Source organism: Rhizobium sp. BK512, from assembly GCF_014194915.1.
Taxonomy (GTDB): Bacteria; Pseudomonadota; Alphaproteobacteria; order Rhizobiales; family Rhizobiaceae; genus Rhizobium.
In genome coordinates, this window is sequence record NZ_JACIAS010000001.1 from 2,046 (window position 1) to 28,194 (window position 26,149).

The 26,149-nt window shown below is 63.6% G+C and carries 32 protein-coding genes; 20 read left to right on the forward strand and 12 right to left on the reverse strand.

Going from position 1 to position 26,149, the window contains the following annotated elements; genetic code table 11:
• Positions 1–554 precede the first annotated feature (554 nt).
• From FHX06_RS00015 to FHX06_RS00030, 4 genes are all read left to right on the forward strand, one after another.
• A complete protein-coding gene (locus tag FHX06_RS00015) occupies positions 555–1,904 on the forward strand; it encodes an alpha/beta hydrolase family protein (protein WP_183877595.1) in 1,350 nt (449 codons plus the stop codon).
• Between the two features lie 106 nt (positions 1,905–2,010).
• On the forward strand, positions 2,011–2,448 hold the full coding sequence (locus FHX06_RS00020; RefSeq protein ID WP_183877596.1) for a DUF3597 domain-containing protein: 438 nt from the start codon (positions 2,011–2,013) through the stop codon (positions 2,446–2,448).
• A gap of 200 nt (positions 2,449–2,648) precedes the next feature.
• Positions 2,649–2,927 (forward strand): CopG family ribbon-helix-helix protein, encoded by a 279-nt coding sequence (locus FHX06_RS00025; protein WP_183877597.1) that lies wholly within the window; start codon positions 2,649–2,651, stop codon positions 2,925–2,927.
• Positions 2,915–3,205 carry a type II toxin-antitoxin system RelE/ParE family toxin gene (locus tag FHX06_RS00030; protein ID WP_183877598.1) on the forward strand — a complete coding sequence of 97 codons (291 nt, stop codon included), beginning with the start codon at positions 2,915–2,917 and terminating at the stop codon, positions 3,203–3,205. Before FHX06_RS00025 ends, FHX06_RS00030 begins: the two co-directional genes overlap by 13 nt.
• Positions 3,206–3,271: 66 nt before the next feature.
• Here the strand turns inward: FHX06_RS00030 and FHX06_RS00035 are convergent, their stop codons facing one another.
• Together FHX06_RS00035 and FHX06_RS00040 are read right to left on the reverse strand one after the other, a co-directional pair.
• Positions 3,272–3,568, reverse strand: a complete 297-nt coding sequence (locus FHX06_RS00035) for a YkgJ family cysteine cluster protein (RefSeq protein ID WP_018114409.1) — start codon at positions 3,566–3,568, stop codon at positions 3,272–3,274.
• Positions 3,569–3,717: 149 nt separating this feature from the next.
• The gene (locus FHX06_RS00040; protein ID WP_183877599.1) at positions 3,718–4,518 is read right to left on the reverse strand and encodes a hypothetical protein; all 801 of its coding nucleotides are present in this window, start codon (positions 4,516–4,518) and stop codon (positions 3,718–3,720) included.
• A gap of 63 nt (positions 4,519–4,581) precedes the next feature.
• On the opposite strand from FHX06_RS00040, the gene FHX06_RS00045 reads away from it, so the two are divergent.
• Together FHX06_RS00045 and FHX06_RS00050 are read left to right on the forward strand one after the other, a co-directional pair.
• On the forward strand, positions 4,582–4,845 hold the full coding sequence (locus FHX06_RS00045; protein ID WP_018114411.1) for a hypothetical protein: 264 nt from the start codon (positions 4,582–4,584) through the stop codon (positions 4,843–4,845).
• A 134-nt stretch (positions 4,846–4,979) separates the two neighbouring features.
• Complete coding sequence (locus FHX06_RS00050; RefSeq protein WP_183846470.1) at positions 4,980–5,498, forward strand: hypothetical protein; 519 nt, start codon at positions 4,980–4,982, stop codon at positions 5,496–5,498.
• Positions 5,499–5,739: 241 nt separating this feature from the next.
• Here FHX06_RS00050 and FHX06_RS00055 read toward each other — a convergent pair whose 3' ends face one another.
• The 4 genes from FHX06_RS00055 to FHX06_RS00070 form a co-directional block, all read right to left on the reverse strand.
• Positions 5,740–5,958, reverse strand: coding sequence for a hypothetical protein (locus FHX06_RS00055; RefSeq protein ID WP_183877600.1), 219 nt, complete (start codon positions 5,956–5,958; stop codon positions 5,740–5,742).
• Entirely contained in the window at positions 5,955–6,707 is a 753-nt protein-coding gene (locus FHX06_RS00060; protein WP_183877601.1) for a COG4280 domain-containing protein, read from the reverse strand. Before FHX06_RS00060 ends, FHX06_RS00055 begins: the two co-directional genes overlap by 4 nt.
• 291 nt (positions 6,708–6,998) lie before the next feature.
• A complete protein-coding gene (locus tag FHX06_RS00065) occupies positions 6,999–7,805 on the reverse strand; it encodes a hypothetical protein (protein WP_183877602.1) in 807 nt (268 codons plus the stop codon).
• Between the two features lie 29 nt (positions 7,806–7,834).
• Positions 7,835–8,104 carry a hypothetical protein gene (locus FHX06_RS00070; RefSeq protein ID WP_183877603.1) on the reverse strand — a complete coding sequence of 90 codons (270 nt, stop codon included), beginning with the start codon at positions 8,102–8,104 and terminating at the stop codon, positions 7,835–7,837.
• A 279-nt stretch (positions 8,105–8,383) separates the two neighbouring features.
• Here FHX06_RS00070 and FHX06_RS00075 point away from each other — a divergent pair, with 279 nt between their 5' ends.
• Both FHX06_RS00075 and FHX06_RS00080 read left to right on the forward strand, forming a co-directional pair.
• A complete protein-coding gene (locus FHX06_RS00075) occupies positions 8,384–9,061 on the forward strand; it encodes a response regulator transcription factor (protein ID WP_112543412.1) in 678 nt (225 codons plus the stop codon).
• Positions 9,062–9,129: 68 nt separating this feature from the next.
• Positions 9,130–10,521 carry a sensor histidine kinase gene (locus FHX06_RS00080; protein ID WP_183877604.1) on the forward strand — a complete coding sequence of 464 codons (1,392 nt, stop codon included), beginning with the start codon at positions 9,130–9,132 and terminating at the stop codon, positions 10,519–10,521.
• A 308-nt stretch (positions 10,522–10,829) separates the two neighbouring features.
• On the opposite strand, the gene FHX06_RS00085 is transcribed toward FHX06_RS00080, so the two are convergent.
• Entirely contained in the window at positions 10,830–11,540 is a 711-nt protein-coding gene (locus FHX06_RS00085; RefSeq protein WP_112543413.1) for a phosphatase PAP2 family protein, read from the reverse strand.
• Positions 11,541–11,670: 130 nt separating this feature from the next.
• Positions 11,671–12,123 carry an Lrp/AsnC family transcriptional regulator gene (locus FHX06_RS00090; RefSeq protein WP_183877605.1) on the reverse strand — a complete coding sequence of 151 codons (453 nt, stop codon included), beginning with the start codon at positions 12,121–12,123 and terminating at the stop codon, positions 11,671–11,673.
• A 119-nt stretch (positions 12,124–12,242) separates the two neighbouring features.
• On the opposite strand from FHX06_RS00090, the gene FHX06_RS00095 reads away from it, so the two are divergent.
• The 4 genes from FHX06_RS00095 (at position 12,243) to FHX06_RS00110 (ending at position 16,080) form a co-directional block, all read left to right on the forward strand.
• Positions 12,243–13,220, forward strand: a complete 978-nt coding sequence (locus FHX06_RS00095) for a nucleoside recognition domain-containing protein (RefSeq protein WP_183877606.1) — start codon at positions 12,243–12,245, stop codon at positions 13,218–13,220.
• A gap of 314 nt (positions 13,221–13,534) precedes the next feature.
• Positions 13,535–14,053: a hypothetical protein gene (locus FHX06_RS00100; RefSeq protein ID WP_183877607.1), complete on the forward strand. Its 519-nt coding sequence runs from the start codon at positions 13,535–13,537 to the stop codon at positions 14,051–14,053.
• 90 nt (positions 14,054–14,143) lie between these two features.
• Positions 14,144–14,536 (forward strand): hypothetical protein, encoded by a 393-nt coding sequence (locus tag FHX06_RS00105; protein ID WP_049800935.1) that lies wholly within the window; start codon positions 14,144–14,146, stop codon positions 14,534–14,536.
• A 194-nt stretch (positions 14,537–14,730) separates the two neighbouring features.
• Positions 14,731–16,080, forward strand: coding sequence for a carbohydrate porin (locus FHX06_RS00110; RefSeq protein ID WP_183877608.1), 1,350 nt, complete (start codon positions 14,731–14,733; stop codon positions 16,078–16,080).
• 95 nt (positions 16,081–16,175) lie between these two features.
• On the opposite strand, the gene FHX06_RS00115 is transcribed toward FHX06_RS00110, so the two are convergent.
• Positions 16,176–17,120 (reverse strand): hypothetical protein, encoded by a 945-nt coding sequence (locus FHX06_RS00115; protein WP_018115874.1) that lies wholly within the window; start codon positions 17,118–17,120, stop codon positions 16,176–16,178.
• 379 nt (positions 17,121–17,499) lie between these two features.
• On the opposite strand from FHX06_RS00115, the gene FHX06_RS00120 reads away from it, so the two are divergent.
• The gene (locus tag FHX06_RS00120; protein WP_112972518.1) at positions 17,500–17,715 is read left to right on the forward strand and encodes a hypothetical protein; all 216 of its coding nucleotides are present in this window, start codon (positions 17,500–17,502) and stop codon (positions 17,713–17,715) included.
• Positions 17,702–18,061, forward strand: coding sequence for a DUF3140 domain-containing protein (locus FHX06_RS00125; RefSeq protein WP_183877609.1), 360 nt, complete (start codon positions 17,702–17,704; stop codon positions 18,059–18,061). The genes FHX06_RS00120 and FHX06_RS00125 overlap by 14 nt, the downstream gene beginning before the upstream one ends.
• Positions 18,062–18,704: 643 nt before the next feature.
• On the opposite strand, the gene FHX06_RS00130 is transcribed toward FHX06_RS00125, so the two are convergent.
• Positions 18,705–18,905: a hypothetical protein gene (locus tag FHX06_RS00130; protein WP_183877610.1), complete on the reverse strand. Its 201-nt coding sequence runs from the start codon at positions 18,903–18,905 to the stop codon at positions 18,705–18,707.
• Positions 18,906–19,199: 294 nt separating this feature from the next.
• Here FHX06_RS00130 and FHX06_RS00135 point away from each other — a divergent pair, with 294 nt between their 5' ends.
• The 4 genes from FHX06_RS00135 to FHX06_RS00150 all read left to right on the forward strand — a co-directional run bounded on the left by FHX06_RS00135 (position 19,200) and on the right by FHX06_RS00150 (position 22,965).
• Complete coding sequence (locus tag FHX06_RS00135) at positions 19,200–19,991, forward strand: potassium channel family protein (RefSeq protein WP_018115869.1); 792 nt, start codon at positions 19,200–19,202, stop codon at positions 19,989–19,991.
• A gap of 92 nt (positions 19,992–20,083) precedes the next feature.
• Positions 20,084–20,524 (forward strand): large conductance mechanosensitive channel protein MscL, encoded by a 441-nt coding sequence (gene mscL, locus FHX06_RS00140; protein WP_112972521.1) that lies wholly within the window; start codon positions 20,084–20,086, stop codon positions 20,522–20,524.
• Between the two features lie 128 nt (positions 20,525–20,652).
• On the forward strand, positions 20,653–22,002 hold the full coding sequence (locus FHX06_RS00145; RefSeq protein ID WP_183877611.1) for a chloride channel protein: 1,350 nt from the start codon (positions 20,653–20,655) through the stop codon (positions 22,000–22,002).
• 75 nt (positions 22,003–22,077) lie between these two features.
• Entirely contained in the window at positions 22,078–22,965 is an 888-nt protein-coding gene (locus FHX06_RS00150) for an alpha/beta fold hydrolase (protein WP_183877612.1), read from the forward strand.
• A 43-nt stretch (positions 22,966–23,008) separates the two neighbouring features.
• Here the strand turns inward: FHX06_RS00150 and FHX06_RS00155 are convergent, their stop codons facing one another.
• Complete coding sequence (locus FHX06_RS00155; RefSeq protein ID WP_183877613.1) at positions 23,009–23,809, reverse strand: SDR family NAD(P)-dependent oxidoreductase; 801 nt, start codon at positions 23,807–23,809, stop codon at positions 23,009–23,011.
• A gap of 85 nt (positions 23,810–23,894) precedes the next feature.
• Between FHX06_RS00155 and FHX06_RS00160 the strand changes: the two genes are divergently transcribed.
• Together FHX06_RS00160 and FHX06_RS00165 are read left to right on the forward strand one after the other, a co-directional pair.
• Positions 23,895–24,815: a LysR family transcriptional regulator gene (locus FHX06_RS00160; protein WP_113017298.1), complete on the forward strand. Its 921-nt coding sequence runs from the start codon at positions 23,895–23,897 to the stop codon at positions 24,813–24,815.
• A 256-nt stretch (positions 24,816–25,071) separates the two neighbouring features.
• Positions 25,072–25,938 carry a LysR family transcriptional regulator gene (locus FHX06_RS00165; protein ID WP_183877614.1) on the forward strand — a complete coding sequence of 289 codons (867 nt, stop codon included), beginning with the start codon at positions 25,072–25,074 and terminating at the stop codon, positions 25,936–25,938.
• 6 nt (positions 25,939–25,944) lie between these two features.
• On the opposite strand, the gene FHX06_RS00170 is transcribed toward FHX06_RS00165, so the two are convergent.
• Entirely contained in the window at positions 25,945–26,148 is a 204-nt protein-coding gene (locus FHX06_RS00170) for a hypothetical protein (RefSeq protein ID WP_018115862.1), read from the reverse strand.
• Position 26,149 lies beyond the last annotated feature (1 nt).

Below are 26,149 nucleotides of genomic sequence, written 5' to 3' on the forward strand. Positions count from 1 at the left end.
GGAGGAAGATGGCGGGTGCGGTTGGCGCCCGGAGCCCCCTCATCCGCCCTTCGGGCACCTTCTCCCCGCGGGGTAGAAGGGGTGTCGCGGCAAGGCCTTCCTTCCGATCAAACGTACTTCTCCGGATATTGCGGCTGCCCCCTTCTCCCGGACGGGGAGGAAGATGGCGGGTGCGGTTGGCGCCCGGAGCCCCCTCATCCGCCCTTCGGGCACCTTCTCCCCGCGGGGTAGAAGGGGTGTCGCGGCAAGGTCTTCCTTCTCATCAGACGTTACTTCTCCGGATATTGCGGCTGCCCCCTTCTCCCCGGCGGGGAGAAGGTGCCCGAAGGGCGGATGAGGGGGCTCCAGGCTCAACCTTGTCAGTCGTTTGACAGGACCCGGGCGCTCACTCCGGCTCCGCGCCACGAATTCCACCGGCCGGAGATCGACCCAAACACATCATCGCCACGCGAGTATTTCTCCATCACGCACCCTTCCTGACGCGTCTCCGCAACAATGCTAAAGTAAAATCCTCAAGCAATAGTCTGTGGGCCAAGTATCCGGAGGGGGATAGAATGAAGCTGACAAGAAAACAGTTCGGCATCGGCATGGTTGCCGCAGGTTTCGGGGCGGGAATGACTGCGCAGGCAACCGAAGTGCCGGGCCAGGCCGCCAAGCCTCCGGCCGGGAACAAGCCTGCGGAAAACCTGCCGACGACGCCGATGGCGGCGCATCAGGCGAGCTATTTCTTCAAGAATTCCGCCTTCGAATATGTGCTCCTGACCAGCCTCGGGCGCGCCTATCACCAGGGCGGCAATGTCGGCAAGGTTCTCTATCTCACCCGCCAGATCGAGGACGGCAATTTCGACAGCGCCTACAGCGCGATGATGTCAGCCGGCGACGAGGCGCTGACGATTGCGCAGGATTCGCTCTCCGGCGGCCACAAGGAAAGCGCCCGGCAGGCACTGCTCTGGGCGCAGAATTATTATGACAGCGCCACATACTTCGCCGATGGCACCGGCGATCCGACGAAGATCACCGCCGCCTGGCAGAAGATGGACGATTGCTGGCTGAAATCGCTTCCGCTCTTCGATCCGCCGATCGAAGAAGTGAGCATTCCCTATGAGAATACGGCGCTGCGCGGCTTCTATTTCCGCGGCAAGGGCACTGCGCAGAAGCGCCCGCTGCTGATCCTCGTCAATGGCAGCGATGGCTCGGCTCTCGACATGTGGATGATGGGAGCGGCCGGCGGCACCGCGCGCGGCTATGATTGCCTGACCTTCGACGGGCCGGGCCAGGGTTATGCGCTCTGGAAACAGGGCATGCCCTTCCGCCCGGATTTCGAGCATGTGGTGACACCGGTCGTCGATTTCGCGCTGACGCTGCAAGGTGTCGATCCCGCGCGCATTGCGATCCAGGGCATCAGCCAGGGCGGCTATTGGGTGCCGCGCGCCGTCGCCTTCGAAAAACGCATCGCCGCCGCGATCGCCGATCCCGGCGTGACCGACGTCTCCGCCTCCTGGACCGCCAGCCTGCCGCCGCCGATGCTGGCGCTGCTGAACGCCGGCAGGAAGGACGAATTCGACGGCTATATGGCCAAGATGCTGGACCCGGCGACGAAGAACGCGCTTGCCTTCCGTATGCGACCCTATGGCACCAGCTCCTATTTCGACGCCTTCAAGGCGACGATGGCTTACCGGCTGGATGATGTGGCTGACAGGATCACCTGCCCGATGCTGATTACCGAGCCCGCCAACGAGGCCTTCTGGCCGGGGCAATCGCAAAAGCTCTACACGATGCTGACGGGGCCGAAGACGATGGCCGCCTTTGCGGTATCCGACGGGGCCGATCTGCATTGCGAGCCGGGCGGATACGGGCTGAGGGATCTGCGGGTATTCAACTGGCTGGACAAGGTTCTGGCGTGAGAACCGGGTTCTTTCGAACGATTGAGCCTCAGAACGACATCACCGCGCGGAACACCTGGCCACCCAGCGGCGTTTCCCCATCTTCACCACCGGAGGAGGGTTTCCCATGAGCATTTTCAACCGCATCAAGCGCGCCATTTTCGGCGAGGCGCAAGCCACCGAGGCCGCAGCGCCCGCCGCTCCCGCCAGCGCAGCACCCACGGCAAGCGCACCGGCTTCGGCCGCGCCCGCTGCCCCCTCGCCGGCGCCGACCACCAATCCCTCACCTGCCCCGGCCAAGGCGCAGCCTGTCGATATCGAGCAGATGCTGAACGCGGCCGTGAAGAAATCCGGCCAGAAACTCGACTGGCGCCATTCGATCGTCGATCTCATGAAGGCGCTCGGAATGGATGCGAGCATGGCGGAGCGCAAGGAACTGGCCGGCGAACTCGGCTACACCGGCGATACCGGCGACAGCGCGAAGATGAACACGTTCCTCCACAAGGCGCTGATGAAGAAACTGTCGGAAAACGGCGGCAAGGTGCCGGCAGATCTCCTGGACTGAGTGCGAGCCGGACCGAGCGGCAGATGGCGTCGAGGCCCGGCACGGCGCCATCAAGCTCAAATCCGCGGGCCTGGCACTGGAGTGTTTTGAACCCGGGTTCAATCGTCTCCAAAATCTTGCGGCACAGATATTGGGATCGACTTTCGCGCGCGCAGAGCCTAGATTAGCGTAAGGTATTACCTTTGACTAAGGAGGCTCCTGTGGCATCGCCGACCTCGCTGAAGCTCGATGACGAGCTGAAGAGCCGCGTCCAGCATCTGGCCGAAGTCCGCCGCCGCTCCTCCCACTGGATCATGCGGGAAGCCATCGCGCAATATGTCGAGCGCGAGGAAAAGCGCGAGGCTTTGCGACAGCAGACACTCGACGCCTGGGATGAATTTCAGGCAACAGGACTCCACGTCACAGGCGACGAGGTCGAGAAATGGCTTTCCAGCTGGGGAACTGACGACGAGCTGCCCGCACCCGAATGCCACAAGTAATCTTCTCGCCGGCAGCCATCCGAGACCTTCAGCGGCTGCGGGATTTCCTGTCATCGAAAAATCCGTTGGCCGCGAAGCGGGCGGGTGAGACGATCATTGCAGGTGTCAGAACACTCGGCCTGCATCCGCATAAGGGCCGCCTCATTGAGGACTTAGCCGAGCAATACCGCGAATGGCCCATCGATTTCGGAGACAGCGGATATGTGGCCCGCTACCGCCTTGACGAGAAGACGGTGACGATCCTCGCGGTGCGGCACCAGAAGGAAGCCATGTTCTGATACGGGCGACCTGGCGTTTGCCGTGGCGAGATCAGGTTTCCCTGAAACAAGGTCCGCCCAAAACGGCTACGCCAGCCCGAAGGCCTTACGCGCCGTCGAACAGGCGTCGTCGCCGGGAAGGCATGTGCGGCAGACGTCCGGCCTGAGGCCGTAGATCACGCATGATACTTGCGAACCGACGGTGCCCGAGAGCGCAGAGCAACGCTCTCCATCACAGCGCATGCCGGTCTGATCTGCCGAAACGAAATGCGCCGGCAGCAGATCGAGGTCCTCTTCGCTCTCGGTGGTGAACCTCGGCCATTCGCTCGAATAGGAACAGCACGCGCCGCAGGCCTGACAGTCTAGCTCTGTTGATAGGGTCATGGGTGGCTCTTACCACTGTATCGGCCAAGGATGCAAAGGCATCGGTGCAATGGAGGGCCGGCAACCAGGAACACGTTGGTCTTCTGAGCACCCACGCGTCGTCGCCGGTGGCAGTCACGTCGCCGGCACCGGAAACAATACCGGCAGCCTCACTTCGCTTTCAGCGGCACCGGAAAATCGTTGCTGAGGTCGGCCAGGCACAGTTGAAAATCGATCGCCGTATCCTTCGAACGCACCCGTTCCCCGTTCGACTTGACGTCCGTCACGTCGAGTTCGATCGGAACGGTGATCATCCTGTCCCCGTAGAACTGGTTGAAGGCAACACTGATCGCGTGAGAGGAACTCGTCGCTTCCATGAGGATTTTCAGCGCCGGGTCGGTTTCGAGGAGCATCGACGCGCTCCCGGGCACCCTGGTGCCATATGGTTCCGAGCGCTTGTCCGGGTGGCTCTCCGTACCCGCCCCGATAAGATAGGCCTGCGAAGGCGCCGATGGCGTGAAATGGATCTCGCCATCCTCTCCCATCCAGGCCTCATCGACGATAAGGGTCAACGCAATACTCCAGAGGGAAGCTACGCCAGGCGTCTTCACGAAGAAACGGGTTTTGAGCAGATCGAGAGAGCCGGTCACCCGAAGATACTGTCCTGACCGATAGACATGATCCCTCGTGATCGCGACAAACGTATAGCTGCAGCCCCCAGTCCTGCCATCCTCCATCACCTGTGGTTCAGCCGCTGCATTCACCGTACCGTTCATGATATCGAGTAGCTCGCTCGCCTTTGCCGGCGCCACGGCGAGGCAGGCCGAAAGCAATGTCCCGGCCAGCGAAATCCACTTCATGCCAATCCCCCACCCTTGATGACGGCGCACCATAAATGCCCGCGGCTTGTAGTCCAGCCCCCTCACAGCGACCACAAAAGAAATGCGCCCACCCATGCGGGTGATATCCACGTGCTTGTCCGAGGCGTAAAGTTTCTCCGGCCCTGATATCAGGAGCAGCAAGAGGAGGACGCAATGCCGACCATCCTGGCTCATCACGACGTCAAGGACGTCAAACACTGGCTCGCCTCGCCCCGTCGCAAGCAAGTTTTCGAACCGATCGGCTGCACGAACATTCGCACCTTCGTCGATCCGCAATCGTCCAACAAGGTTGGCCTCGTCATGGACGTTGCCGACATGGGCCGGCTGGCGGAATTCATGAAGAGCAGGCAGGCGGCGGAGGCAATGGAATATGACGGCGTATTGCCCGAGACCCTGGTGATCCTCGTTCAATCCTGACCAGGCAGCCGAGTTCGATCCGTCAGGGATCGATCCGTACTGTCGGCGCACCGCGCCGGCAATCGATCCCCTCCGCCCATGCATCCTTTTTCCGCTTCGAACGTTTGAACTCCGTCAGCAAGAAGGAGACCGAAATGGCGAGCACGACAGGCAGGGACGCCATCGAAGGCATGGACGAGCTCAGGGACGCGAGCGAGCCGATGCTAGCCCCCGAACGTGAAAAGACCCCCGAACAGGAAAAGACCGATCAGCACGCAAACGCCGAGGGTTTTGCGAGCGAGGCCGAATACAAGGCCTATCTCGATGCGGTTGCCGAAGATGCGCCGGTCGAGGAAGTCATCGTCGATATCGAGCGCGCGGCAGCACGCGAGGAGCTCGAGCGGCAGATCGAGGATGTGCGTTACGAGATCAACAATCTGCGCGCCCGACTGCATATCGTTCGCCATCAGGCGGGCACCGTGGTCGAGCAGAACCTGCGCTGGGCTGATGCCAGCGCCCATGCACAGCTCGGCGATTACCCCTGGCTGAAACTGTCGGGCGCCATGGCCGCAGCCTTCCTCGTCGGCAAGGCCCTGCAGCAGCTGCCCTTCGGCTCACTGGTGAGCGCGGCTGCACCGATGCTGATTGCGGCGGCGCGGGAGAGAAGACGGTAGCGGGCGAGCTGCCCTGACCGCCCTGGCCCGACGACGGTGAGGTTGAGCCCGGAGCCCCCTCATCCGGCCCTTCGGGCCACCTTCTCCCCGCCGGGGAGAAGGGGTGCCGCTGCAACGCCTCGGCATCCCGTCAAGTCGTCACATCAGAGATGGTGCCGCCGGTTTCCCCTTCTCCCCTTGGGGAGAAGAGCGGATGAGCGGGCTGCGGGCGCAAACCTCCCCCAAGCCTATCCCAGCACCATCACCGCCGAAACTTCCGCCGCGCTGCCCGCATCACGCTTTCCGCAAGGATCACAAGACACCCGACCATGAGCAGCACCGCCCCTGCGGCCGGACCAATCAGTGCCGTTTCCACGGCGAGGCCGACGCCGAGCACCAGGAGCAGGCTGAACAGCGCCAGCGCCCCGTCATCGATGAACATGCCGATGAGTTCCTTGACGGCGATCCTGAGAATGTTCATCGGGCGGGCTCCATATGCGTGTCGTGATATTGGCGCAGCCGCTGCACGGCGATGAAGGAAAAGGCGGCGAGCAGGGCGAAGATGCCGATCAGCGAGAAATCCTCGCCCGGCCATGGGGCACCGATGCCCTCGCCCACCCAGAAGATGCCGAAAGCCGTCAGCAGCAGCCCGACCGTGAATTTCAGCGTGTTCTCCGGCACCGAGGACAGCGGCTTGTGGACGAGGAAGCCGATGACGAGCACGGCGATGCAGGCAATCAGCGCGCCGGCGCTCGCATAGGGCAGCATGCCGGGCCGCGCGCCCGTGGCGATCACGATGAACACCACTTCGATACCTTCGAGCAGCACGGCCTTGAAGGCGGCCGTGCCGGCGAGGAAATCGGCGCGCCGGTCGGCAGATTGTCGGGCCAGTGCATCGGTCTCGGCGGCAAAGGCCTTTGCCTCGTCATGCAGCGCGATGAAGCCGGAAGCGCGCAGGATCGCCTTTCTCAGCCACCGCATGCCGAACAGGATCAGCAGCGTGCCGATGGCAAATTGCAGGATATCGATCGGGACAAGGCCGAGAAGCGGGCCGAAGGCCAGCACCAGAACCGCCAGCACGAAAAGCGCCAGCCCCGTGCCGATAAAGGCCGGCCGCCAGCTCTGCGTGACGCCGACCGCAAGGATGATGGTGAAGGCTTCCACGACTTCCACGAAGGAGCCGAGGAAGGAGGCTGCCATTGTCGAGGTTATGCTAGTTATCGTCGTCATCGTCTGCTCGGTTTTCCTGGGTCTCGATCCGGACTGGCCGGTTCCACGGCAAGGAGAATGCCAGCAGCAATCCAGCCATGTCTATCGCACTTATGGCTCGGTAGACACCGGCTTTGTCGGGCGGGAAGATTGCCGGGCCGGGAGGATCGGCATATGGCGGGCGCAGGTCCTGCCAAGGCTGTAGGTCAAGGACCTGTCCTGCCCTTTTCCATAACCTGCAAATCCGTAAGCGCCCCCCTCGCCCTGCACGCCAGACGCATGACAGGGCGAGGCGGGCACATCGGGCAGCCCTCAACGCAATGGCTCTCCCGGGCTGCCTTCGATCTCGGGTTCGTAGTTGAAGCTCATGTAGATGACGATGAAGATGATGATCGCGAGGAACATCAGGCTCGTATAGATCGTGCCGAGCCCGAGGCCGCCATAGTCCGATGGCTGCGAGAGATAATCGCCGAGCGAAGCGCCGAGCGGCCGGGTGAAGATATAGGCGAGCCAGAAGGCCAGGATGCCGTCGAGCCTGAGCGCGAAATGCGCGAAGGCGATGGCGGCGATGATGGCGCCGAAGATCAGGCCCGTGGTGATGTAGCCAAAGCCGAAGACTTCGGAGATCAGGTCGCCGACCGCCGTCCCCAGCGCGAAGGTGAAGAGCACCACCAGCCAGTAGAAGGCTTCACGCCGCGCCGTGAAGATCGAGTGGATCGACAGCGTTCCCTCCCTGGCCTTCCACAGGATGAAGGTGATCATGAGCGCGATCGAGAAGAAGATGGTCGAACTCAGCAGCGGCACGCCGAAATTGTCGGTGAGATTGTCCGTCACCAGCGTTCCGACGACGCTGATCAGCACCACCGCCAGCCAGTAGACCGAGGGGACGTAGCGCCTCTGGGCGAACTGCAGCACGATGGCGCCGATGAGGATCGCCGTCATGATGATGGAGGTGACCGTCAGGCCGAGGCCCATATTGACCGCCAGATAATCGGCGGCGGTCTCGCCCATCGTCACCGCCATCAGCTTGATCAGCCAGAAATCGACGGTGACGCGCGGCACGCGGTTGATGTCATCGGCAGGCATGTTCGCCAGCCTGTCCGTTCGTCTTTCTGCCATTGGATCTCTCCTTGCAGCTTGCGTTCGGGTCACTTGCCGATCAACGCCATGGCTTCGGTCAGGAACTTGTCCGAGCGGGTGTCGTCATCGGCGTTGCAGCGCTCGACCGCTTTCGCTTCGAGATCGTTGACCCGGGCCATGTCGGCATCGCTGAGCGTGGCCTTCGCCTTGGCCGCCCGCATGTCCCTCAGCATGTCCTCGCAGGGCACGGTCGCGGCATGGGCGGGCATGGTGACGGCCATGAGGCCGGCGACGGCGATGACGACGGCATTGAGACGTGTCGTGGGGGGCGTCTTCATGAGATAACTCCTTGAATGCGGCGACCGGCGCCGCCTGCTTGAACAAAAGTGGCTTCACGTTTTTCGCCACCCTGTCCGAACTTCTAGCCGACGGCCCATACACGGCCTTTGCCGGGAAGATACGGTTTCGTAAGAAAGGTCGGCCGCCGGAAAAGCCGGGATCGGACCGGTGCCGCCTGCTTACGAATCCGTAAGAATTCGATAAGGTGGCGGACACAATTCTGCGCGAATTGTGCGGCGTGAGAGTAATCTTCCGATCGTGAAAGGTTTGAACAGGCCATGCGCATTCTCGTCGTCGAGGACGATCAAAGGACGGCCGATTTTGTCGCTCGCGGCATGATCGAGGCGGGCCACGTCTGCGACGTCATCGACGACGGGCGCGACGCACTTTTCCAGGCGACACGGGAGCCATATGACGTGCTTGTCGTCGACAGGATGGTGCCGGGCCTCGACGGGCTGTCGCTGATCAAGGCGGTGCGCGCCGCAAGGATCGGCACGCCGGCGATTTTCCTCACCTCCGTCAGCGGCGTCGACGACCGCGTCGAAGGGCTGGAGGCCGGCGGCGACGATTACCTCACCAAGCCCTTCGCCTTTTCCGAGCTTCTCGCCCGCGTCAACGCGCTGGCGCGCCGCCCGCCCGTGCAGGACCAGAAGACGGTGCTGCGCGTGGCCGATCTCGAACTCGACCTGGTGCGCCGGCAGGTAACCCGGCAGGGCCAGGCGATCGAGCTGCAGCCGCGCGAATTCACCCTGCTCGAAGTGCTGATGCGCGGCGAAGGCCGGGTGCTGACCCGCACCATGCTGCTCGAACGCGTCTGGGATTTCCATTTCGATCCGAAGACCAGCGTCGTCGAAACCCATGTCAGCCGGCTGCGCGCCAAGATCGACAAGCCTTTCGACATTCCGCTGCTCCATACCGTGCGCAATACCGGCTACAGCCTGCATGCGCCGCGCTAGTCTCCGGGAAATCCGATGCTGATGAGAGGATCGGACCGAAAGGTGTATGGCGGTTTTCGGACAATCCGATGCTGAAACAAAAAGCCGTTTCCGGGAAAAGCTCCAGGCTGCTGCGCAGCACGCCCTTCCGGCTGGCGCTCGCCTTCGGCCTGCTCTTCATCCTGGCCTTTCTGGTGGCCGGCATCATCACCTACCAGCTCCTGAAGCGCGATCTGGCCCAGGCGCTCGACGATTCCGTGCGCGAGACCTATTCGGTCGTCGCCTCCACCTATTCACCGGCCGATATCGAAGACCTCGTCGCCGCCGTCGCAGCCTATGCCCGCCTCAACAATGCCGAGGACAGTATTTTCCTGCTTTCGGGCGACAAGGGTAAGCGGCTTGCCGGCAATGTCTCGCCCTTTGCGGCGCAAGACGGCCTTTCGACCATCGAGTCCGGCGACATCGGCCAGAAGGGCGATGATCGCATCCGCATCCTGGCGGGCACCGTCGGCGGCAACCGGCTGATCGTCGGCGAGAGCTTTGCCGAAACCGAGGATCTGGAACGGATCGCGCTGATGAGTTTCGGCTGGGCGACCGGCGGCATCGTCCTCCTCGCCTGCGGCGGCGGCGCCTTTCTCGCCGCCCGCGCCCAGCGCCGGCTCGACGGCATCGAGCGGGCGATGAGCGACGTTTCGGCCGGCGATCTTGCGCGGCGCATTCCCCTCGAAGGCAATGGCGACGATATCGATGTCGTCGCCGCCCATATGAACCAGGCGCTGGACCGGCTGTCGGCCCTCGTCGAGGGCATGCGGCAGGTGAGCGCCGATATCGCCCATGACCTGAAGACGCCGCTCAACCGCCTGAAGATGACCGTCGAGCAGGCGATCGAACAGGGCGGGCGCGGCGAGGATGTCCGGCCGCTGCTGATCGACGCCCGCGAGGAAAGCGACCGCATCAATGCCACCTTCGAGGCGCTGCTGCGCATCTCGCAGATCGAGGCCGGCGCCCGCAAGGCGCGCTTCCGCCCGGTCGACATCAGCGACATCATGGCTTCGGTTGCGGAAATCTACTGCGGCGTTGCGGAGGATAACGGCCAGACGCTTGACTTCGCCGCCAGGCCCGCCTCCCCCTGCATGGTCAATGGCGACCGCGAACTGCTGACCCAGCTCTTCGTCAACCTCGTGGAAAACGCCATCAACCATTGCCCGCCGACGACCAGGATCACCCTTGCCCTGCAGGCCGGCGATGACGGCTTTGCGGCCGGTATTTCCGATGACGGCCCCGGCATTCCCGAAGCCGAGCGCGAACTCGTCTTCCGCCGCCTCTACCGCCTCGACAAGAGCCGCACGACATCGGGCAGCGGCCTGGGCCTGAGCCTCGTCAAGGCAATCGCCGACCTGCACGCCGCCCGCATCACGCTCGCCGACCGCCACCCAGGCCTTGGTGTTACCCTTGTTTTTCCTGCGCAATACCAGGGGTGAAACTGGCAAAAGCCGGGCTCTCGTTGGAGCTTCGCGGTCCTCAACTCTCTCGCCAAGTCAGATAAAAGCAAGGTTGAGGCCGGAGCCCCCTCATCCGCCCTTCGGGCACCTTCTCCCCGCTGGGGAGAAGGGGTTGCCGCACCGTCCGCTCCGCATCGGACCGTCAAACGCGCCGCAAAGGGCGCAACAGGTTTCCCCTTCTCCCCGCCGGGGAGAAGGTGGCCCGAAGGGTCGGATGAGGGGGCTCCGGGCTCAACCGCGCTTTTGTCTGACCTCGTAAGGCAGGATGGGGGTGGCGCGCTCTCCCATCACCCCCGCTCGCTCTGCACCTCATCTGCCGTCCTCGCGATAAACCGCTTCGAGACCAGCCAGCAGCCGAGCGCCCAGAGTGCGCCGGCGACCCAGCCGGCGAGCACGTCCGTCGGGTAATGGACGCCGAGATAGATGCGGCTGAGGCCGATGATGACGGCGAGGAAGATGCCGGCCGCCATGACGAAGATGCGTGTGGCGCGGTAGCGCTGCGTGCGGGCGAGCAGCGCGCCGAGCGTGAGATAGGTGACGGCGGAGACCATCGCATGGCCGCTCGGGAAGCTCATGTCGCTGACATCGACGAGATGCGGAACGATATCGGGCCTGGCGCGGGCGACGATGATCTTGAGTGCCGTGCTGGCGAGCCAGCCCGACAGGACCGAGAGAAACAGGAAGACGGCAATCCCGGTCTTGCGGTCGAGCAGCAGATAGACGGTCGCAAGCGCGGTCAGGATCGTCAGGACGGTCACGCCGCCAAGGCTGGTAATGTCGCCCATCGCGTGGGTGAGCCATGACGGGCCGATCGGCAGGCTGAGATCGCCAGGCTGGCGCAGCCACAACAGGATCGTCTGGTCGAAGCCGAGCGTTTCGCCCTCCAGCACCTCGCTCGTCAGCCGCTGCAGCAGGAAAAGGCCGCCGGCGATGCATGCGAAGGTGATGAGCGTCATCGGCTCATACTGGTTCAGCCAGGTCTTGATACGCTGCTGCATTCTTCTCCCGTCACACAAGATTACGCGCCCGGAAAGTTCCGGCGCAGGAACCCATCAACTGTGTGCAGCGGCTTGATTTTGCAAGGGGTGGCTGCCTCCGGCCGGCCCTCGCCGGCGAGCGGCAGGCCGATCAGAGCCGGATGGCCGTTTCCTCCTTCGCCGTGCGGATGACGATCATGGTGAAATAGCGGGCGACATTGTTTTCATCGCGGAAAAGCCGTTCGCACAGCGCATCGAATTCCTCCATGTCGCGCAGGCGCAGCATCAGCACGACATCGGTTTCGCCCGTGACGGAATAGGCTTGCGAGACCGCCTCCTCGGCGACCGCGATATCGAGAAAGCGGCGCATATGCGTCTCGCCGTGCAGCTTCAGTTCCACCGTCACCAGGGCCTTGATCCCGCGTCCGGCCTTTGCCGGATTGAGGATCGCGACGATACGGTCGATGACACCCGATTTGCGCAGCCGCTGCACGCGGCGCAGGCAGCTGGAAGGAGCAAGACCCACCTCGTCGGCCATGTCGATATTCGTGCGCGAGGCGTCGCGTTGCATCAGGTTCAGGAGTTTGCGGTCGATGCGATCCATTCCCGGAGCATAGCGGTCGAACCGGCATTTGCAATAAAATTGCAAGGCACTGCAATCTTTGACCGCAAATTCGAAGCGAACGGGTCTAGCAGATCGGGGCACCACAAAAGGGGTCTCCGATGTCGTTCCTATCCTTCGTGAAGCGCAATACCAGCCAGACACTCGGCATCTACTGGGTGCTTGTCCGCATCACCGTTCCGATCGCAATCCTGACCGAGATCCTGTCGCGGATGGGTCTGGTCAAGGCGGCAGCACCCGCCTTCGCGCCGGTCATGAACCTGATCGGGCTTCCGCCGGAACTGGGCCTTGCCTGGCTGACGGGCATGCTGGTCGGGATCTGGGGCGCCGTCCCGCTCGTCTTCACCCTCGTTCCCGCATCCTCGCTCAGCGTCGCCGACGTGACGGTCTTCTCGGCCCTCATCCTGTTTGCGCACGGCCTGCCGATCGAGCAGAAGATCATCCAGAAAGCCGGCCCGGGCATGATCGCGACCACGGTGCTGCGCATCGCGGGCGGCCTGCTCTATGCCTTCATGCTGCACCATGTTCTCTCGGCGACGGGCTGGCTGTCGGCGCCGGTCGATCCCGTCTGGCTGCCGATGGGCGCGACACCCGGCTGGGGCGATTACCTCTGGGGTCTTGCCGAGACCATGATGTGGATGCTCGTCATCCTGCTTACCCTCTCCTGGACGCTCGAGATCCTCAAGGTGACCGGGCTCATGGAATGGATGATGAAGGCGCTTTCGCCCGTGCTTCGCCTTGCCGGCATCCGCGGCGAGGCCGGACAGCTGACGGCGATCGGCCTGTTCCTCGGCATTTCCTACGGCGCCGGCCTGCTGATCCGCGAGGCGCAATCGGGGGCGATCTCGCCGCGCCAGATCTTTCTCTCCTGCGTGTTCATGGGTTTTGCCCATAGCGTCATCGAGGACACGATCGTGGTGATGTCGCTCGGCGCCGACCTCAACGGCGTCCTGGCCGGCCGGCTCGTCTTTGCGGTTGCGGCCTGCGCGGCAATCGCCGCCCTGCTTCGCCGCCTGCCCGACAAGGCATTCTTCGCCCGGATGTTCCGGCCGGCGACCATGGAGACCGAACGGCGATAGGCATCGGCAAGTCCGGCGCGGGCAGGTCCCGCGCCGATCACGTCGGGTTCACCGAACTTTGAACTCACCTCTTCATCTACCGCTTTCTCGACCTTCGTATAGTTACAAATCCCGGCCAACGCGGTGATCTTGATGGGACGGAAGAACAGTCACTCCTGGATAGCGGATGGTTGGCCATGGATCGAGACACGCCCTGTCAGCGCATGAACGGCCACGCGCCGTTGCAACCGATCCCCCGTCCAGGCTCCGCGAAATCCCTGGCATCCCTTCCCTCCCGACCGCGCCATCCTCAAATCCGCATAGAGAAGAACCGCATGCACAAGACAGTGCTGGCCGCCGCCGCAGCGCTTGCCGTTTCCGCCGTGCCCTCGCTTGCCGCCGGAAAGGAACCGCTGAATGATCGAGCCGCAAACCAGATCAGGACGCAGTTCTCCACGCTGATGGATCTCGCCAACCAGCACGATTTCAAGGGCCTGCACGCAATGTTCTGGCAATCGCCCTCTGCGCTCCTCGTCGCCAAGAGCGCCATTCCCGCCGAAGGAAACTGGGCGGGTTTCTGGGGCAACGAAGCGATCGACCGGAAACTGCACGACATCGGCACATCCGGCCCGGTCGTGCTCGAGCCGGACTACACGAAACTCAAGGTCGTCGGCCTGACGCATGATGTGGCCGAATCCTACGCGCCGATGAACATCACCGTCTCCTATGCCGGCCAGGACGGGACGCCCAAGCCCTTCCTGATGATCATCGACTGGATTCATGTCGGAAAGGACTGGAAGGTTGCTTCGGAAATCATTCTGCCGGTGCCGCCGGCACCTGCCGCCAAGGGTTAGCTGCCCGCAAGACTGAAACCCTCCCCCAACCGCCGCCCGTGCCGCCTGCCCCCCGTTCACGCACGGAGCGACAACAGAAAGGACCTCGAAATGTCTGCAATGACCAGAACCCTCTTCGTTTCCCTCGGCCTCGCCCTGATGTCGGCACCGCTCGCAGAGGCAAAGACCATGTCGCCGGCGGCCGTCGCAACGATCGGACAGCACAAGCTGCTGACGGATGCCGATGGCCTGTCGCTTTACACCTACGACAAGGACCAGCCCGGAAAGTCCGACTGCACCCTGCTCTGCGCTCTCGCCTGGCCTCCGTTCGAAGCACCGGCCGGCGCCAAGGCTTCCGGCCCCTGGAGCGTCATCACGCGGCCGACGGGCGTCACCCAGTGGGCCTATAACGGCGCGCCGCTCTATACCTATCATTTCGATTCCCAGCCGGGAGATGTCCATGGCGACGGCGCCGAAGGCGTCTGGCATGTCGCCCGGCCGTAACGGCATCGCGCCGGACCGTGGATGACGTGTCCCGCACTGGCAACAGGGCAAGCACAATCGGCCGCATAACGCCCGACAAACTTGCCCTGCCGCGCAAATCGCTCCAATGATGGAAAGCTCGATTCCGCGCGCAGACGCTCCAGATCAGCGCCTGCGCATCCCCCGAAATCAGAGCCTCCGGAAAAGGGACGCGAATGAAGAAGCTACCCGGCGCCGTTCTTGCACTTGCGATCGCCGTCCATGGCGCCGGGGCACGGGCGGACGATGCGGCACCGCCCTCCTACGCCGATACGACACTGACCGGCGACTGGCACGGCTACCGCAACTGGCTGCGCGACCAGGGCGTCACCTTCACGATGTCCCAGACCAGTGACGTGCTCGGCAACGTCTCGGGCGGCCTGAAACGCGGGACGGCCTATGACGGTGTCTTCCAGCTGCAGGGTGATTTCGACATGGACCGGCTGGTCGGCTGGACCGGCGGCGCCATCCATATTTCCGGTTATGCGATCCAGGGCCAGGGCCTGTCCGGCAAGGATATCGGCAATCTCCTGACAGTCACCTCGGTGGAAGCCGATCCCGGCTTCCGGCTCGGGGAATTCTATCTCTCGCAGAGCCTCATGGACGACAAGGTGACGGTCAGGCTCGGGCAGATCCTGGCGGACCAGAGTTTCGCGATCAGCAATACGGCGAGCCTTTTCGTCAACTCCACCTTCGGATGGCCGGGCATCTTTGCCGCCGATCTTCCCGGAGGCGGACCGGCCTATCCCTTCGCCGTTCCCGGCGCGCAGATCATCGTCAAGCCTGACGACGCCTGGACGCTGCAGGCCGCCGTCTTCAATGGCAGCCCGACCGGGTCCGACCCCGACGGCAATGCCAATGGACTGGGATTTCCGCTGGGCGATGGCGTCCTGGCGATTGCCGAGGCAGGTTATGCCTATATGCCCGCAAAGGGCGGGACCGGCCTGCCCGGCACCTACAAGATCGGCGCCTGGTACAATTCCGAAGAATTCGACAGCCTGACCACCGCATCGAACGGCGTCTCGCTCGCCGATCCGCTCTCGAGCGGCAGCCCGCGCCGGCTCTCGGGCAATTTCGCGGTCTATGCCGTCGTCGACCAGACGCTCTGGCAGGAGCCGGGAAGTTCGGACAATGGCCTCAACGGATTTTTCCGGATTGCCGTGGCGCCGCAGCAGGAACGCAACAGCATGAACTGGTATTTCGATACGGGCCTTGCCTATAAGGGGCTTCTGCCGGGCCGCGACGACGACACCGCCGGCATCAGCTTCGCCTATGCCAGCATGAGTTCGGGCATGTCGGATCAGGTAAAGGCCGAAAATGCCTTCAACGGCACATCTCAGCCGGTGCCGAGTTCCGAAGCCGTCATCGAAGCCACCTATCAGGCGGCCGTCACGCCATGGATGACGGCGCAGCCATTCTTCCAATACGTCATCCGTCCCGGCGGCAATGCAGCCGATCCCGACAAGCCGAACTCACGGATCCAGAACGCGGCGATTTTCGGCCTCAGAGCCGTCGCGTCTTTCTGAGAGAGTCATCGGGCCCTGTGGCTCGGCCCGCGCATCCGGCAGGCTGAAGCGGCGCCCGTTCACCGGGCGCCGCCTTTCTTTGATGCGAGCGGCTTTTACACGAGCGGTCCGCGGCCGGTCGCAATCAGGTCCTCTTCCTCATCGCGCTGGTGCCCGCCGAATGCGGCGGCCGCAGCGGCGATGAAGGCGCCGACGAGCAGCGAGAGCGAGCCGATCAACGCCGAGGTCGCAGCAGCCTTGCGGGCCTTGTCGGCGGCAGCCTGTGCCGCAACCTTGGCATCGTCGATCTGCTTCAGCACGGTATCGACCCTGGCGCGGGCATCGGCCTCGGAAAGCCCTGTCCGGGCCGAGACGATGCCGGCAATATAGGTCTTGTCACCATCAGGCACCGAGCCGTTCGCAGCACCCTGCAGCAGGATGCGGGAAATCTCGGCCGTGGCCGCGCCATTATCCTCGCTGGCACGATTGGAGATATTCTGCGGCCGCAGCAGCGCGTCAGTGAAATAGGCCGTGGCCATGCCGGGGCCGGCCGTATCCGTATCCGACGCCGAGGCTGCCGCGGCAGACCCGCCTGCCACACCGGCTGCCATTGCAGCCTGGCCGGCCGCACTTGCGCCGGCACCCGCAAGCGAGGTCAGCGACGACGCCAGGAAACCGGCGACGAAGACGGTCGCGAGCGCCCAGCTGAGGAAGCCATGGGCCGTATCGCGGAAGAAGACCTCATTGGTGTGGATGACCGCCCATTTGGTCCGAAGACGCCCGGTCAGGTAGCCGCCAAGCGCCGACGAGAGCCACTGGACCACGACAAGCCAGATTGCCGCAGTGATGCCGACTGTCGCAGCCGAGCTGCTTTCGCCCGACCAGGGAGAGACCATCGTCAGCCCCACGCCGGAACCGAGCAGCAGCAGGATGAGCGTAATGCCCGTCGCCGCCACGGCGCCGCCGACGATCGGGCCCCAGGCAATGGCAGGCTTCGAGGATTCGACTGGCATCGCACCTGTGCGATTGCCGGCGATGACTCTTTCTTCAGCAAGAGACATGGCAGCCTCCTATCGCATGAAGAGCACGAGCAGGATGACGATCGGCAACGGGATGCCCAGAAGCCAGAGAAGAATACCGCGACCCATTTGAAAATCCTCCGTGAATTGAATGTGTTCGCGAGAACCGAACGCCACCGAATACTGTTTGTTCCCGAGGCGGAAGCGGCGTGGGTGCGTGGAAGTTTGCCCGTGCGGTTTCTTCGAGACAGAAGCGGCTAAGCGAATGCGCCCGCGGCCGCACGTGGCCCGAAGGGCCGTATCACGAGGCTGCGGGCGGCAGGCCGCAACACCGGCCCGCAGATCGGCCGACGCAATCCTCAACCTTCATGGAACTGGCGACTCCGCCCCGCGTTCCCATTTCAGTAGAAAGGAATATTTCATGGCCCGTAAGACAAAACCGCTCGTCGAAGTCGCCGCCAGAACCGAGGAAGGCCGCGTGCCGCTCGGCATCATGAACACCAAGCAGGCGCTCGACCTGCCCGAAGAGCTGGATGTGGAGATCTCCCATCCGGACGAAGAGGCCGGCGCGACGGATAACTTCATCGACAGGGACGAACTGCGCAGGGTCCGGAGAAAAGCCCATGGCAAAGCATGAGCATGAGCAAAGCGACCGCGAGCAGGTCTGGAGGAAGTTCCGCAAGGCGGTGAACATGACGCCGGCCACGCTCGAGAAATGGCTGACGACCGACGAGAGCAAGGCGAATGGCTGGCAGGAGGAAGGCGGCAACGAAACGATCGGCCATCACTCCGGCCGCCGGATCGTCGAGATCAGGCACAAGAAGAAGGCCGACCTGACCGAGGCCGACTATGCCCACATGCGCAAGGTCGTCGGCTATGTGCATCGCCATCTCGCCCAGGGCGGGCCGCAAAAGGACAAGGAGCATTCCCCCTGGCGCTACTCGCTGATGAACTGGGGCCATGACCCCCTGGTCAAACACTGATGCACCCCGTGCATCAGTGTTTGATCCAGCGACCCACTACCCCAGGGTCAAGGCGCAGCCTTGATCCCTAAGTCAGGCGCCGCCTTGATCCCAACGTCAGGGCGCAGCCTTGATCCCCATCGGCATTGTCAGAAAATCTATCTTTATGCCGTTCAAGAAATTGCCCGAAAACATCGCTCCAGGTGAGATGCGACCAGCGGCGAACCCTGCATCCTCGGATGACCGTAAGTTCGAAGGCTTCATTCGACCGAACATGTACCTCAAGCGCCGTTTTTCCGTGAAAAGAGCGCCCTCATGATCTTGAAGAAATCCTTGATCAGCCGAATGTAGGTCCAATGGTTTGGATATTCGTCATATGACACCTCCCAAGGCGGCGTGCGCGGATCTCTTTTCTGGCGCCTGACACCCCAGGGGCCGACCTTGTCGCCTCCTGATTTCCGGATCGCTCTCTTGAGTGCATCAATCTCGTCGCGCTCTGTCGGCATTTAAACTCTAAACACTCCGAAAGTCATGAGCCGCTCAACGTCGGGGCCGCAGGCGGAAAATTCCGGAGTTCGGTAGCAACTGCCACCAAACCAAGTTGCGTCATTTGGCAGGTTTGCGCCGGAAGCGGACATTACGGTATGGCTCGATCCAGGTATGGCTACTGTGGGTTTATGAGGTCGTCAGGGTCGAAATTGTATCCGCCGCTAAGATTTTGCTGTGCGCACTTTGAATGAGCCCAAAAAGTTTGGATAGGTTGATTTTCTCCCGAAAACCAAAGATTTGAAATTTCAATTGCCACCGCTTTGACGTCGTGTTCGTCGATCGTTTGCTTGCAAAACCAGCAACTGAAATCACTCATTTCCCACTCCGTCCAACGCTATTGAAGTTGCGTAAATCCGGATATCACTTTTCGGATTTAGGGCAATCGGAAGTCCGCTTCGGGCCGACTGCGGCCTTTGGTGGCAACTGCAACCGAAGGCCGGAAAATGCCTTTACGACAGCGCAGTCTCGCTCTCAAAAATAGAAGCTAGTTATTTTACGAAGTGTCAGACAACAGCCAGAGTGAAGGCGCGGCTTGATCCATACTCAAGCTTCCGCGCCCCGCGAAAGCCTCGCCTATTGATACCCGTCATACGCGAGCTATTTCGCCGTCATGGATCATCTCTTCGACGACGACACGCATCACAAGAGCCTGCGCGCGGGATTGCGCCGCATCGAGCGGGGTGACGGCCGCAAGGCCATGCTGCTGCAATTCATCTTTACCGTCATAGACATCGCCATCCTCGCCTTCTTCGTGCTCGGTCCCTATTTCCGCGCCGCCCCCACCTATCTCGTCATCGATTACGTCATCGCCGTCTGGATCGCCGCCGAGATCGCGGCGCGCGCCGTTGCGGCCCCCTCGCTGCGCAGCTGGATCCTGCGGCCGATGACCTGGATCGATTTCATCGTTCTGGCGACGCTGCTCTTTCCCGATGCGCTCTTCAACTTCGCCTTCCTGCGCGTCATGCGGCTCTGGGCGATCGGGCGAAGCCCGCTGCTGAAGGAGGCGCTGCGCCGGATGAGCTGTGGCTATGCGCTCGATGTCGTGCGCGCGGTGATCAATTTCCTGGTCTTCCTCTTCCTCGTCACCGGCTTCGTCTACACCTCCTTCTTCTACAACCAGCCGGGCGGCGAAGGTTTTGTCGACGCGCTCTATTTCACCGTCGCGACCGTGACCACGACTGGCTTCGGCGACATCACCCTGCCCGGAACGCTCGGCAAGCTGACCTCCGTCGTGACGATGATCGTCGGCATCTCGCTCTTCGTGCGGCTGGCCCAGGCGGTGGTGCGGCCGCACAAGGTCACCTTCGCCTGCCCGCGCTGCGGCCTGCAGCGCCACGATGCCGATGCCGTGCATTGCAAGGCCTGCGGCGAGATCCTCAACATTCCCGACGAGGGCACGTAAGCTGCTGCCCGCCCAAAAAACGACCGCGCCGCGGAACCGCCTGCCTTCCCTATCGTTAGGATCAAAGCCCCCTGAGATCCGAAGGATAGAAAATGAGCGTTATCAGTGAGTTCCAGTCATTCATTGCGAAAGGCAACGTCATGGACCTGGCCGTCGGCGTCATCATCGGCGGCGCCTTTGGCGGCATCGTCAAGTCTCTGACCGATGACATCATCATGCCCGTCGTCGGCGCGGTCCTCGGCGGCTTCGATTTCTCGAATTATTTTTTCCCGCTCTCTTCCACCGTCAATGCGCCGACCCTTGCGGCCGCCCGCGCCCAGGGCGCCGTCTTCGCCTATGGCAGCTTCATCACCGTCGTCATCAACTTCCTGATCCTCGCCTGGATCATCTTCCTGATGGTCAAGGGCGTAAACTTCCTGCGCGCGCAGGTGGAGCACCAGGAAAAGACCGGGGAGGCCCCGCCCGCCCCGCCGCCGGCCGATGTGCGGCTCCTGACCGAGATCCGCGACCTGCTGGCGAAGAAGGCGGCGTGAGACGGCAGGCCGGCAGCCCGGCCCTGCCGGCCGCAGCCCAAATGCAATTCCGCTAAATCAGCGGGTGATATCGGGCAGGATTTGGGTCTATACCGGGGCTGCCCCCGAAATCGCCTCCCGAGTCCGCCATGCCACTTCCCTATCGCAATTCCCGGCTGCTCCGCCGTTCCCGCGTCATCTGGGGATCCTTCTCGCTCTGGCGGCCACGGCTGGTTTTCTGGTGCGGGGCGCTGGCGATCGGCCTTGTCAGCGTCGGTTTTGCCAGGCTTGCCGATCTCGCACAAAAGGCCTTTGCCGGCCTGACGGCATCGGGCGAATGGTCGTTCCTGCTGCCGCTCATTGTCAGCCCGCTCGGCTTCATGCTCTCTGCCTTCCTTGCCATCAGACTGTTTCCCAATTCGCAGGGCAGCGGCATTCCCCAGGCGATTGCCGCCCGTCACCTGCGCGAGGAGGAAGACCGCTCGCGGCTGCTTTCGCTGAGGATCGCCGCCGGCAAGATCGCACTTACCGTTCTCGGCCTTTTCTGCGGCGCCTCGATCGGCCGCGAAGGACCGACGGTGCAGGTCGGTGCCTCGATCATGCTGGCGGTGGCGCGTTTCGGCGGCATGGCGCAGGCCCGCGGCCTGATCCTGGCCGGCTCGGCTGCCGGCATCGCCGCCGCCTTCAACACGCCGCTTGCCGGCATCGTCTTCGCCATCGAGGAGATGAGCCGCACCTATGAATCGCGCGCCAATGGCGTCGTTCTGACCGCCGTCATCCTCTCCGGTCTCGCAGCCCTCGGCCTTGCCGGCAGCTACAACTATTTCGGCGAGGCCTCCGTTTCGCCGGCTGGCCTCAGCGACTGGGGCCTCGTTCTCGCCTGCGGCATCGGCGGCGGCGCGCTCGGCGCCGGCTTCAGCGGACTTGCCCTGCATTTCGGCCAGCGCATCCGCCGCTGGGCGCAGCCGCAGCCCTTGCCGCGCATGGTGGCGCTTGCCGGCCTCTGCGGCCTGGCGGTCGCCGGCATCGGCATCGCCTTCGGCGGCACGACCTTCGGCACCGGCTACGAACAGGCGCGAAGCGCCGTCGAAGGCCACCCGCTGCCGCTCCTCTTCTTCGCCGGCAAGCTGGTGGCGAGCTTCCTGTCCATGCTCTCGGGCATCCCGGGCGGCATCTTCGCCCCTTCGCTCGCCGTCGGCGCCGGTTTCGGCAGCACTGTCGGTCTGGCTCTCGGCACCAGCATCGCGCTGGCAGCCATCCTCGGCATGACCGGCTATTTCTCCGGCGTCGTGCAGGCGCCGATGACGGCCTTCGTGATCATCCTGGAAATGACCGGCGACCACCAGGCCGTCATCCCCATCATGTCCGTCGCCATGCTCGGCTACCTCACCTCCCGCCTGCTCTCGCGCGAGCCGCTCTATCACGGCCTCTCCCGCGTCTTCATCGCCGCGGCGGTGCGGGCACGGCGGGCAGTCGAACGCGAAGAGGCCGCGGCCTGAGGGCGCGCGTCGCGACGCATCCTTGAACCAAACCCCGCCCTCGCGAGTTCTTCCCGCAACCGAGGGAGAAACATCATGTCCGCAGGTCTCATCGAAGGCTTCCAGCAGCGTCGCCTCCCCGGCGATGGCCTGGAGATCGACGCGCTTGTCGGCGGAAACGGCCCGCCGCTGCTGCTCCTGCACGGCTGGCCACAGACGCGCATGTGCTGGTCGCGTGTCGCGCCTGCCCTTGCCGCGCATTTCACCGTCGTCATTCCCGACCTGCGCGGCTATGGCCGCAGCGACAAGCCCGAAGGCAGCGCCGATCACGAGACCTATTCCAAGCGCGCCATGGCCCGCGACCAGATCGCCACCATGCGCGCACTCGGCTTCGAGCGCTTTGACGTCGGCGCCCATGATCGTGGCGCCCGCGTCGCCTACCGCCTTGCTTTCGATCATCCCGAAACCGTCACGCGCCTTGCAAGCCTCGACGTCATCCCGACGGCCGACATGTGGGCGCGGATGGGCGCGAAGGAGGCCGTTTCGGCCTGGCACTGGTCTATGCTGGCCCAGCCGGACGGACTGGCGGAAAAACTTGTCGGCGGTGATCCGGAATGGTTCGTGCGCTACATTCTCGCGCATCAATCCGCACCCGGCTTCATCTTTCCGCAAGATAATCTCGCCGACTACCTCGCCTGCGCCCGCGACCCGCGGAGCATCCACACCTGGGCCGAGGACTATCGCGCCGGCTGGACGATCGACCGCGAGCTCGACGAGAAGAACCGCGGCTGGAAGCTCGACATGCCGCTCCTGATGCTCTGGGGCGAGCGCGGCACGCTGAAAGGCAGGGATGGGCTCGAGCCCTGGCGGGCCTGGGCCGAACAGGTGGAGGGTGAAGCCCTGCCCTGCGGTCACTTCATTCCCGAGGAAGCACCCGATGCCGTCATCGCGCATTTCACCCGGTTCTTCGGCGCGGCGCGCTGACGGCCACCATCCGTGCGCGCCGCTGCCATGAAAGCGCCCAGCTTCAGAAGGCCGAGCGGATGGTGCCGCCATCGACGCGGAGCGTCGCGCCGCTGATATAGCCGGCATGATGGCTTGAGAGATAGATGACGGCAGCTGCGATCTCATCGGGACGGCCGAGACGGCCGATATCGTTCGGCACCATCTCCTTGACGCAGCCGCTTTCGATGTCCTCCCAGCGATCGCCCCAGCCATGCGCGGGCGCGATCTTTTCCAGGAGATCCCGCACGGCCGGCACGAGGATCGCGCCGGGCGACACGACATTCGACGTGACACCGGTATCCTTCAGCCGCCGCGCCAGCGAGACCGCGAGATTGTGGCGCGCGGCAAGCGACGCTTCGTAATCCGGCTGCATCGGGATCGGTTGCGAGGCCAGGCCGCCACCGATCTGGATGACCCGGCCAAAGCCGCGGCCGACCATTGCCGGCACCAATCCCCGGATCATCCTGACGGCCGAGACGACGTTGATCTGATAGGTCTCCTCCCAATTGGCCGGTGTTGCCGAATGCCAGTCGAGATGGTGGTAATGGCCGGCATTGTTGACGAGAATATCGATATCGCCGCCGGCAAGCGCCTGGCGGATAACCGCTTCGGCCCCTGCGTCATCGGCGAGGTCGCCGATCGCCACATCCGCCCTGCCGCCGGCCGAAACGATGGCCCCGGCCACAGCCTCGGTGCGCGCCCGGTCGCGGCCGTGCACCACGACGGCAGCCCCTTCCGCCGCAAACATCTTCACCATCGCCTCGCCGAGCCCCGAAGACGAGCCGGTCACGAGAGCCCGCTTGCCGGAAAGCTGCATATCCATTGTCTTTCTCCATTTGACGATCTTGGATGAGACAAGAATAGGCGCTAGAGATTATCCCGATTAGCCGTTTAAATCGGGACGAACCATGCCGATATTCCGCACAGTAGAGGGCGGTGGATTCACCGAAATCAGGGCGGCGATCGCCGTTGCCGAGCATCTGAGCTTCCGCGCCGCCGCCGATGCGCTATCGATGTCGCCAACGGCGCTGAGCAGCAACGTGCGCGCGCTGGAGGACCGGCTCGGCATCCGCCTCTTCAACCGCACGACCCGCAGCGTCTCGCTGACCTCGGCCGGCGAGGAGTTCATCGCCAGCGTGGCCCCTTCGCTGGCCGCCATCGAACAGGCCATGCAGGCTGCCGGCAGCCACGGCACGCGTCCCTCCGGCACATTGCGCATCAACAGCTCGGTCACCGGCGCCCATGAAATCCTGACACCGCTGATACAGGCCTACATGGCGCGCCACCCGGCCGTACAGGTGGAGCTGTCGAGCGAAAGCCGGCTGGTGGATGTGGTGCTGGAAGGCTGCGACGCCGGCATCAGGCTCGCCGAATCCGTGCCGGCCGAAATGGTGGCCGTGCCCCTGCCCTTCGGTCTCGATTTCTGCGTGGTGGGCGCGCCCGGCTACTTCGCCGATCACCCGGCGCCGCGCACGCCGCTCGATCTGGCGGCACACAGCTGCATCCGTTCGCGGGCATCGGGCGGCGGCATCTACCGCTGGGAATTCGAACAGAATGGCGAAACGCTGGAGATCGATGTGCCGGGCGCGCTGACGCTCGACGACCAGTCACTGATGCTGAAGGCCGCCATCGCCGGCATGGGGCTTGCCTATATTTCCCGGGCGATCGCCGCCGAGGCGATCGCGACCGGCAGGCTTGTGACCGTGCTGGAAGACTGGGTGGCGGGCTCCTCACCCCTTTGCCTCTACTACCCGCGCAACCGCAATACTTCGGCGGCACTTCGGGCGCTGATCGATCTGATCCGCGCAGACAGCGGCAGCCGCGGCTGAACCTGGTCGACACTGTAGGGTCTCCGTGCTGCCAGGCTCAGAAGCGGCAAGGCCCAGCGCAGGCCATCCCATTCCGGCGCATCGAGCGGATCGGCGAGCGGGTCTTTCCTCTGCCGGCGGCTATGCCTGTGAAGCTCGTTTGCGAGCATGATCCAGTTGAGAAGCATCGTCCTGCCTCCATCTATGACAGATGCAACTGAGCTAAGGCGCGAAGCCCGGCAAAGGTAGACGCGCGGATAAAAGGGGGTTTTCATCCGTGAAAGAGGCAAGCTGGGATGACCTGCAGCTCTTCTTCCATGTCGCGACATCGGGCGGCCTGACGGGTGCTGCCGCGCGCACGGGCCTCAGCGCCCCGACGATCGGCCGTCGCATGCTGGCGCTGGAGCGGGCGACCGGACGCACGCTCTTCCGGCGCGGCCCGACCGGCTATCTCCTGGCCAGCGATGGCGAGATGCTGTTCGAGCGCGTTCTCGTCATGCAGGAAGCGGCCGAGGCGATATCGGACTGGCGCGGCGACGTGCTGACCCTGCCGATCGTCTCGACCGGTGCCGATGCCTGGACGCTACGCTTCATCGCCGATCATCTATCCGAAGTCTGGAGCCCGAAAGACGAGTTCCGCATGTGCTACAAGGCGCTCGACACCGGCCAGGACCTGACCTATCGCGAGGCGCATCTCGCGCTCATGCACGGCAGGCCGGAGCGCGGCAATTTCGCCACGCGCCGCTCCGTCTCCGTCGCGCACGCAGCCTATCAGGCCGCCACCTTCAGCGCCGGCAATCACAACTGGATTTCACTGGGAACCGAGATTGCGACAACACCCGCCGACAAATGGACCTTCGAGCAGCCCGACCATTGGATCACAAGCTGGACGAACACGCCGCTGATGCTGCCCCACCTCATCCGCGGCGGCGCCGGCCGCGGCCTGCTGCCCTGTTTCATGGGCGATGCCGACCCCGGTCTCGTTCGCGCCGGGCCTGTGATCGACAGCCTGACCTATGACATCTGGATCACCGTGCACGAGGACGAGCGCCAGCGGCCCGAAGTGCGAACCGTCATCGACAGGCTGAGTGCGCTGTTTGCCGCTCATGCGGGTCTGTTTGCCGGCCGATGCGGGCGCCATTGAGCGCCATTACAAGGCGGCCGGAGGCGCTCCATGTCGCGGCCATTGCGGCGGCTGCACCGCCGGATGCGTGAGGCCCTCCTCTTCGGCCTCGTCATCGCAGGCCGTCCGCAGCTTTGACGCGCTGCCCTCGATCTGGTCGAGCAGGGTTTGAACCTCGTCGAACCGGCCGAGAAGGCGATGGGTGAGTTTCCTGAATCTCCGTCTGGACATG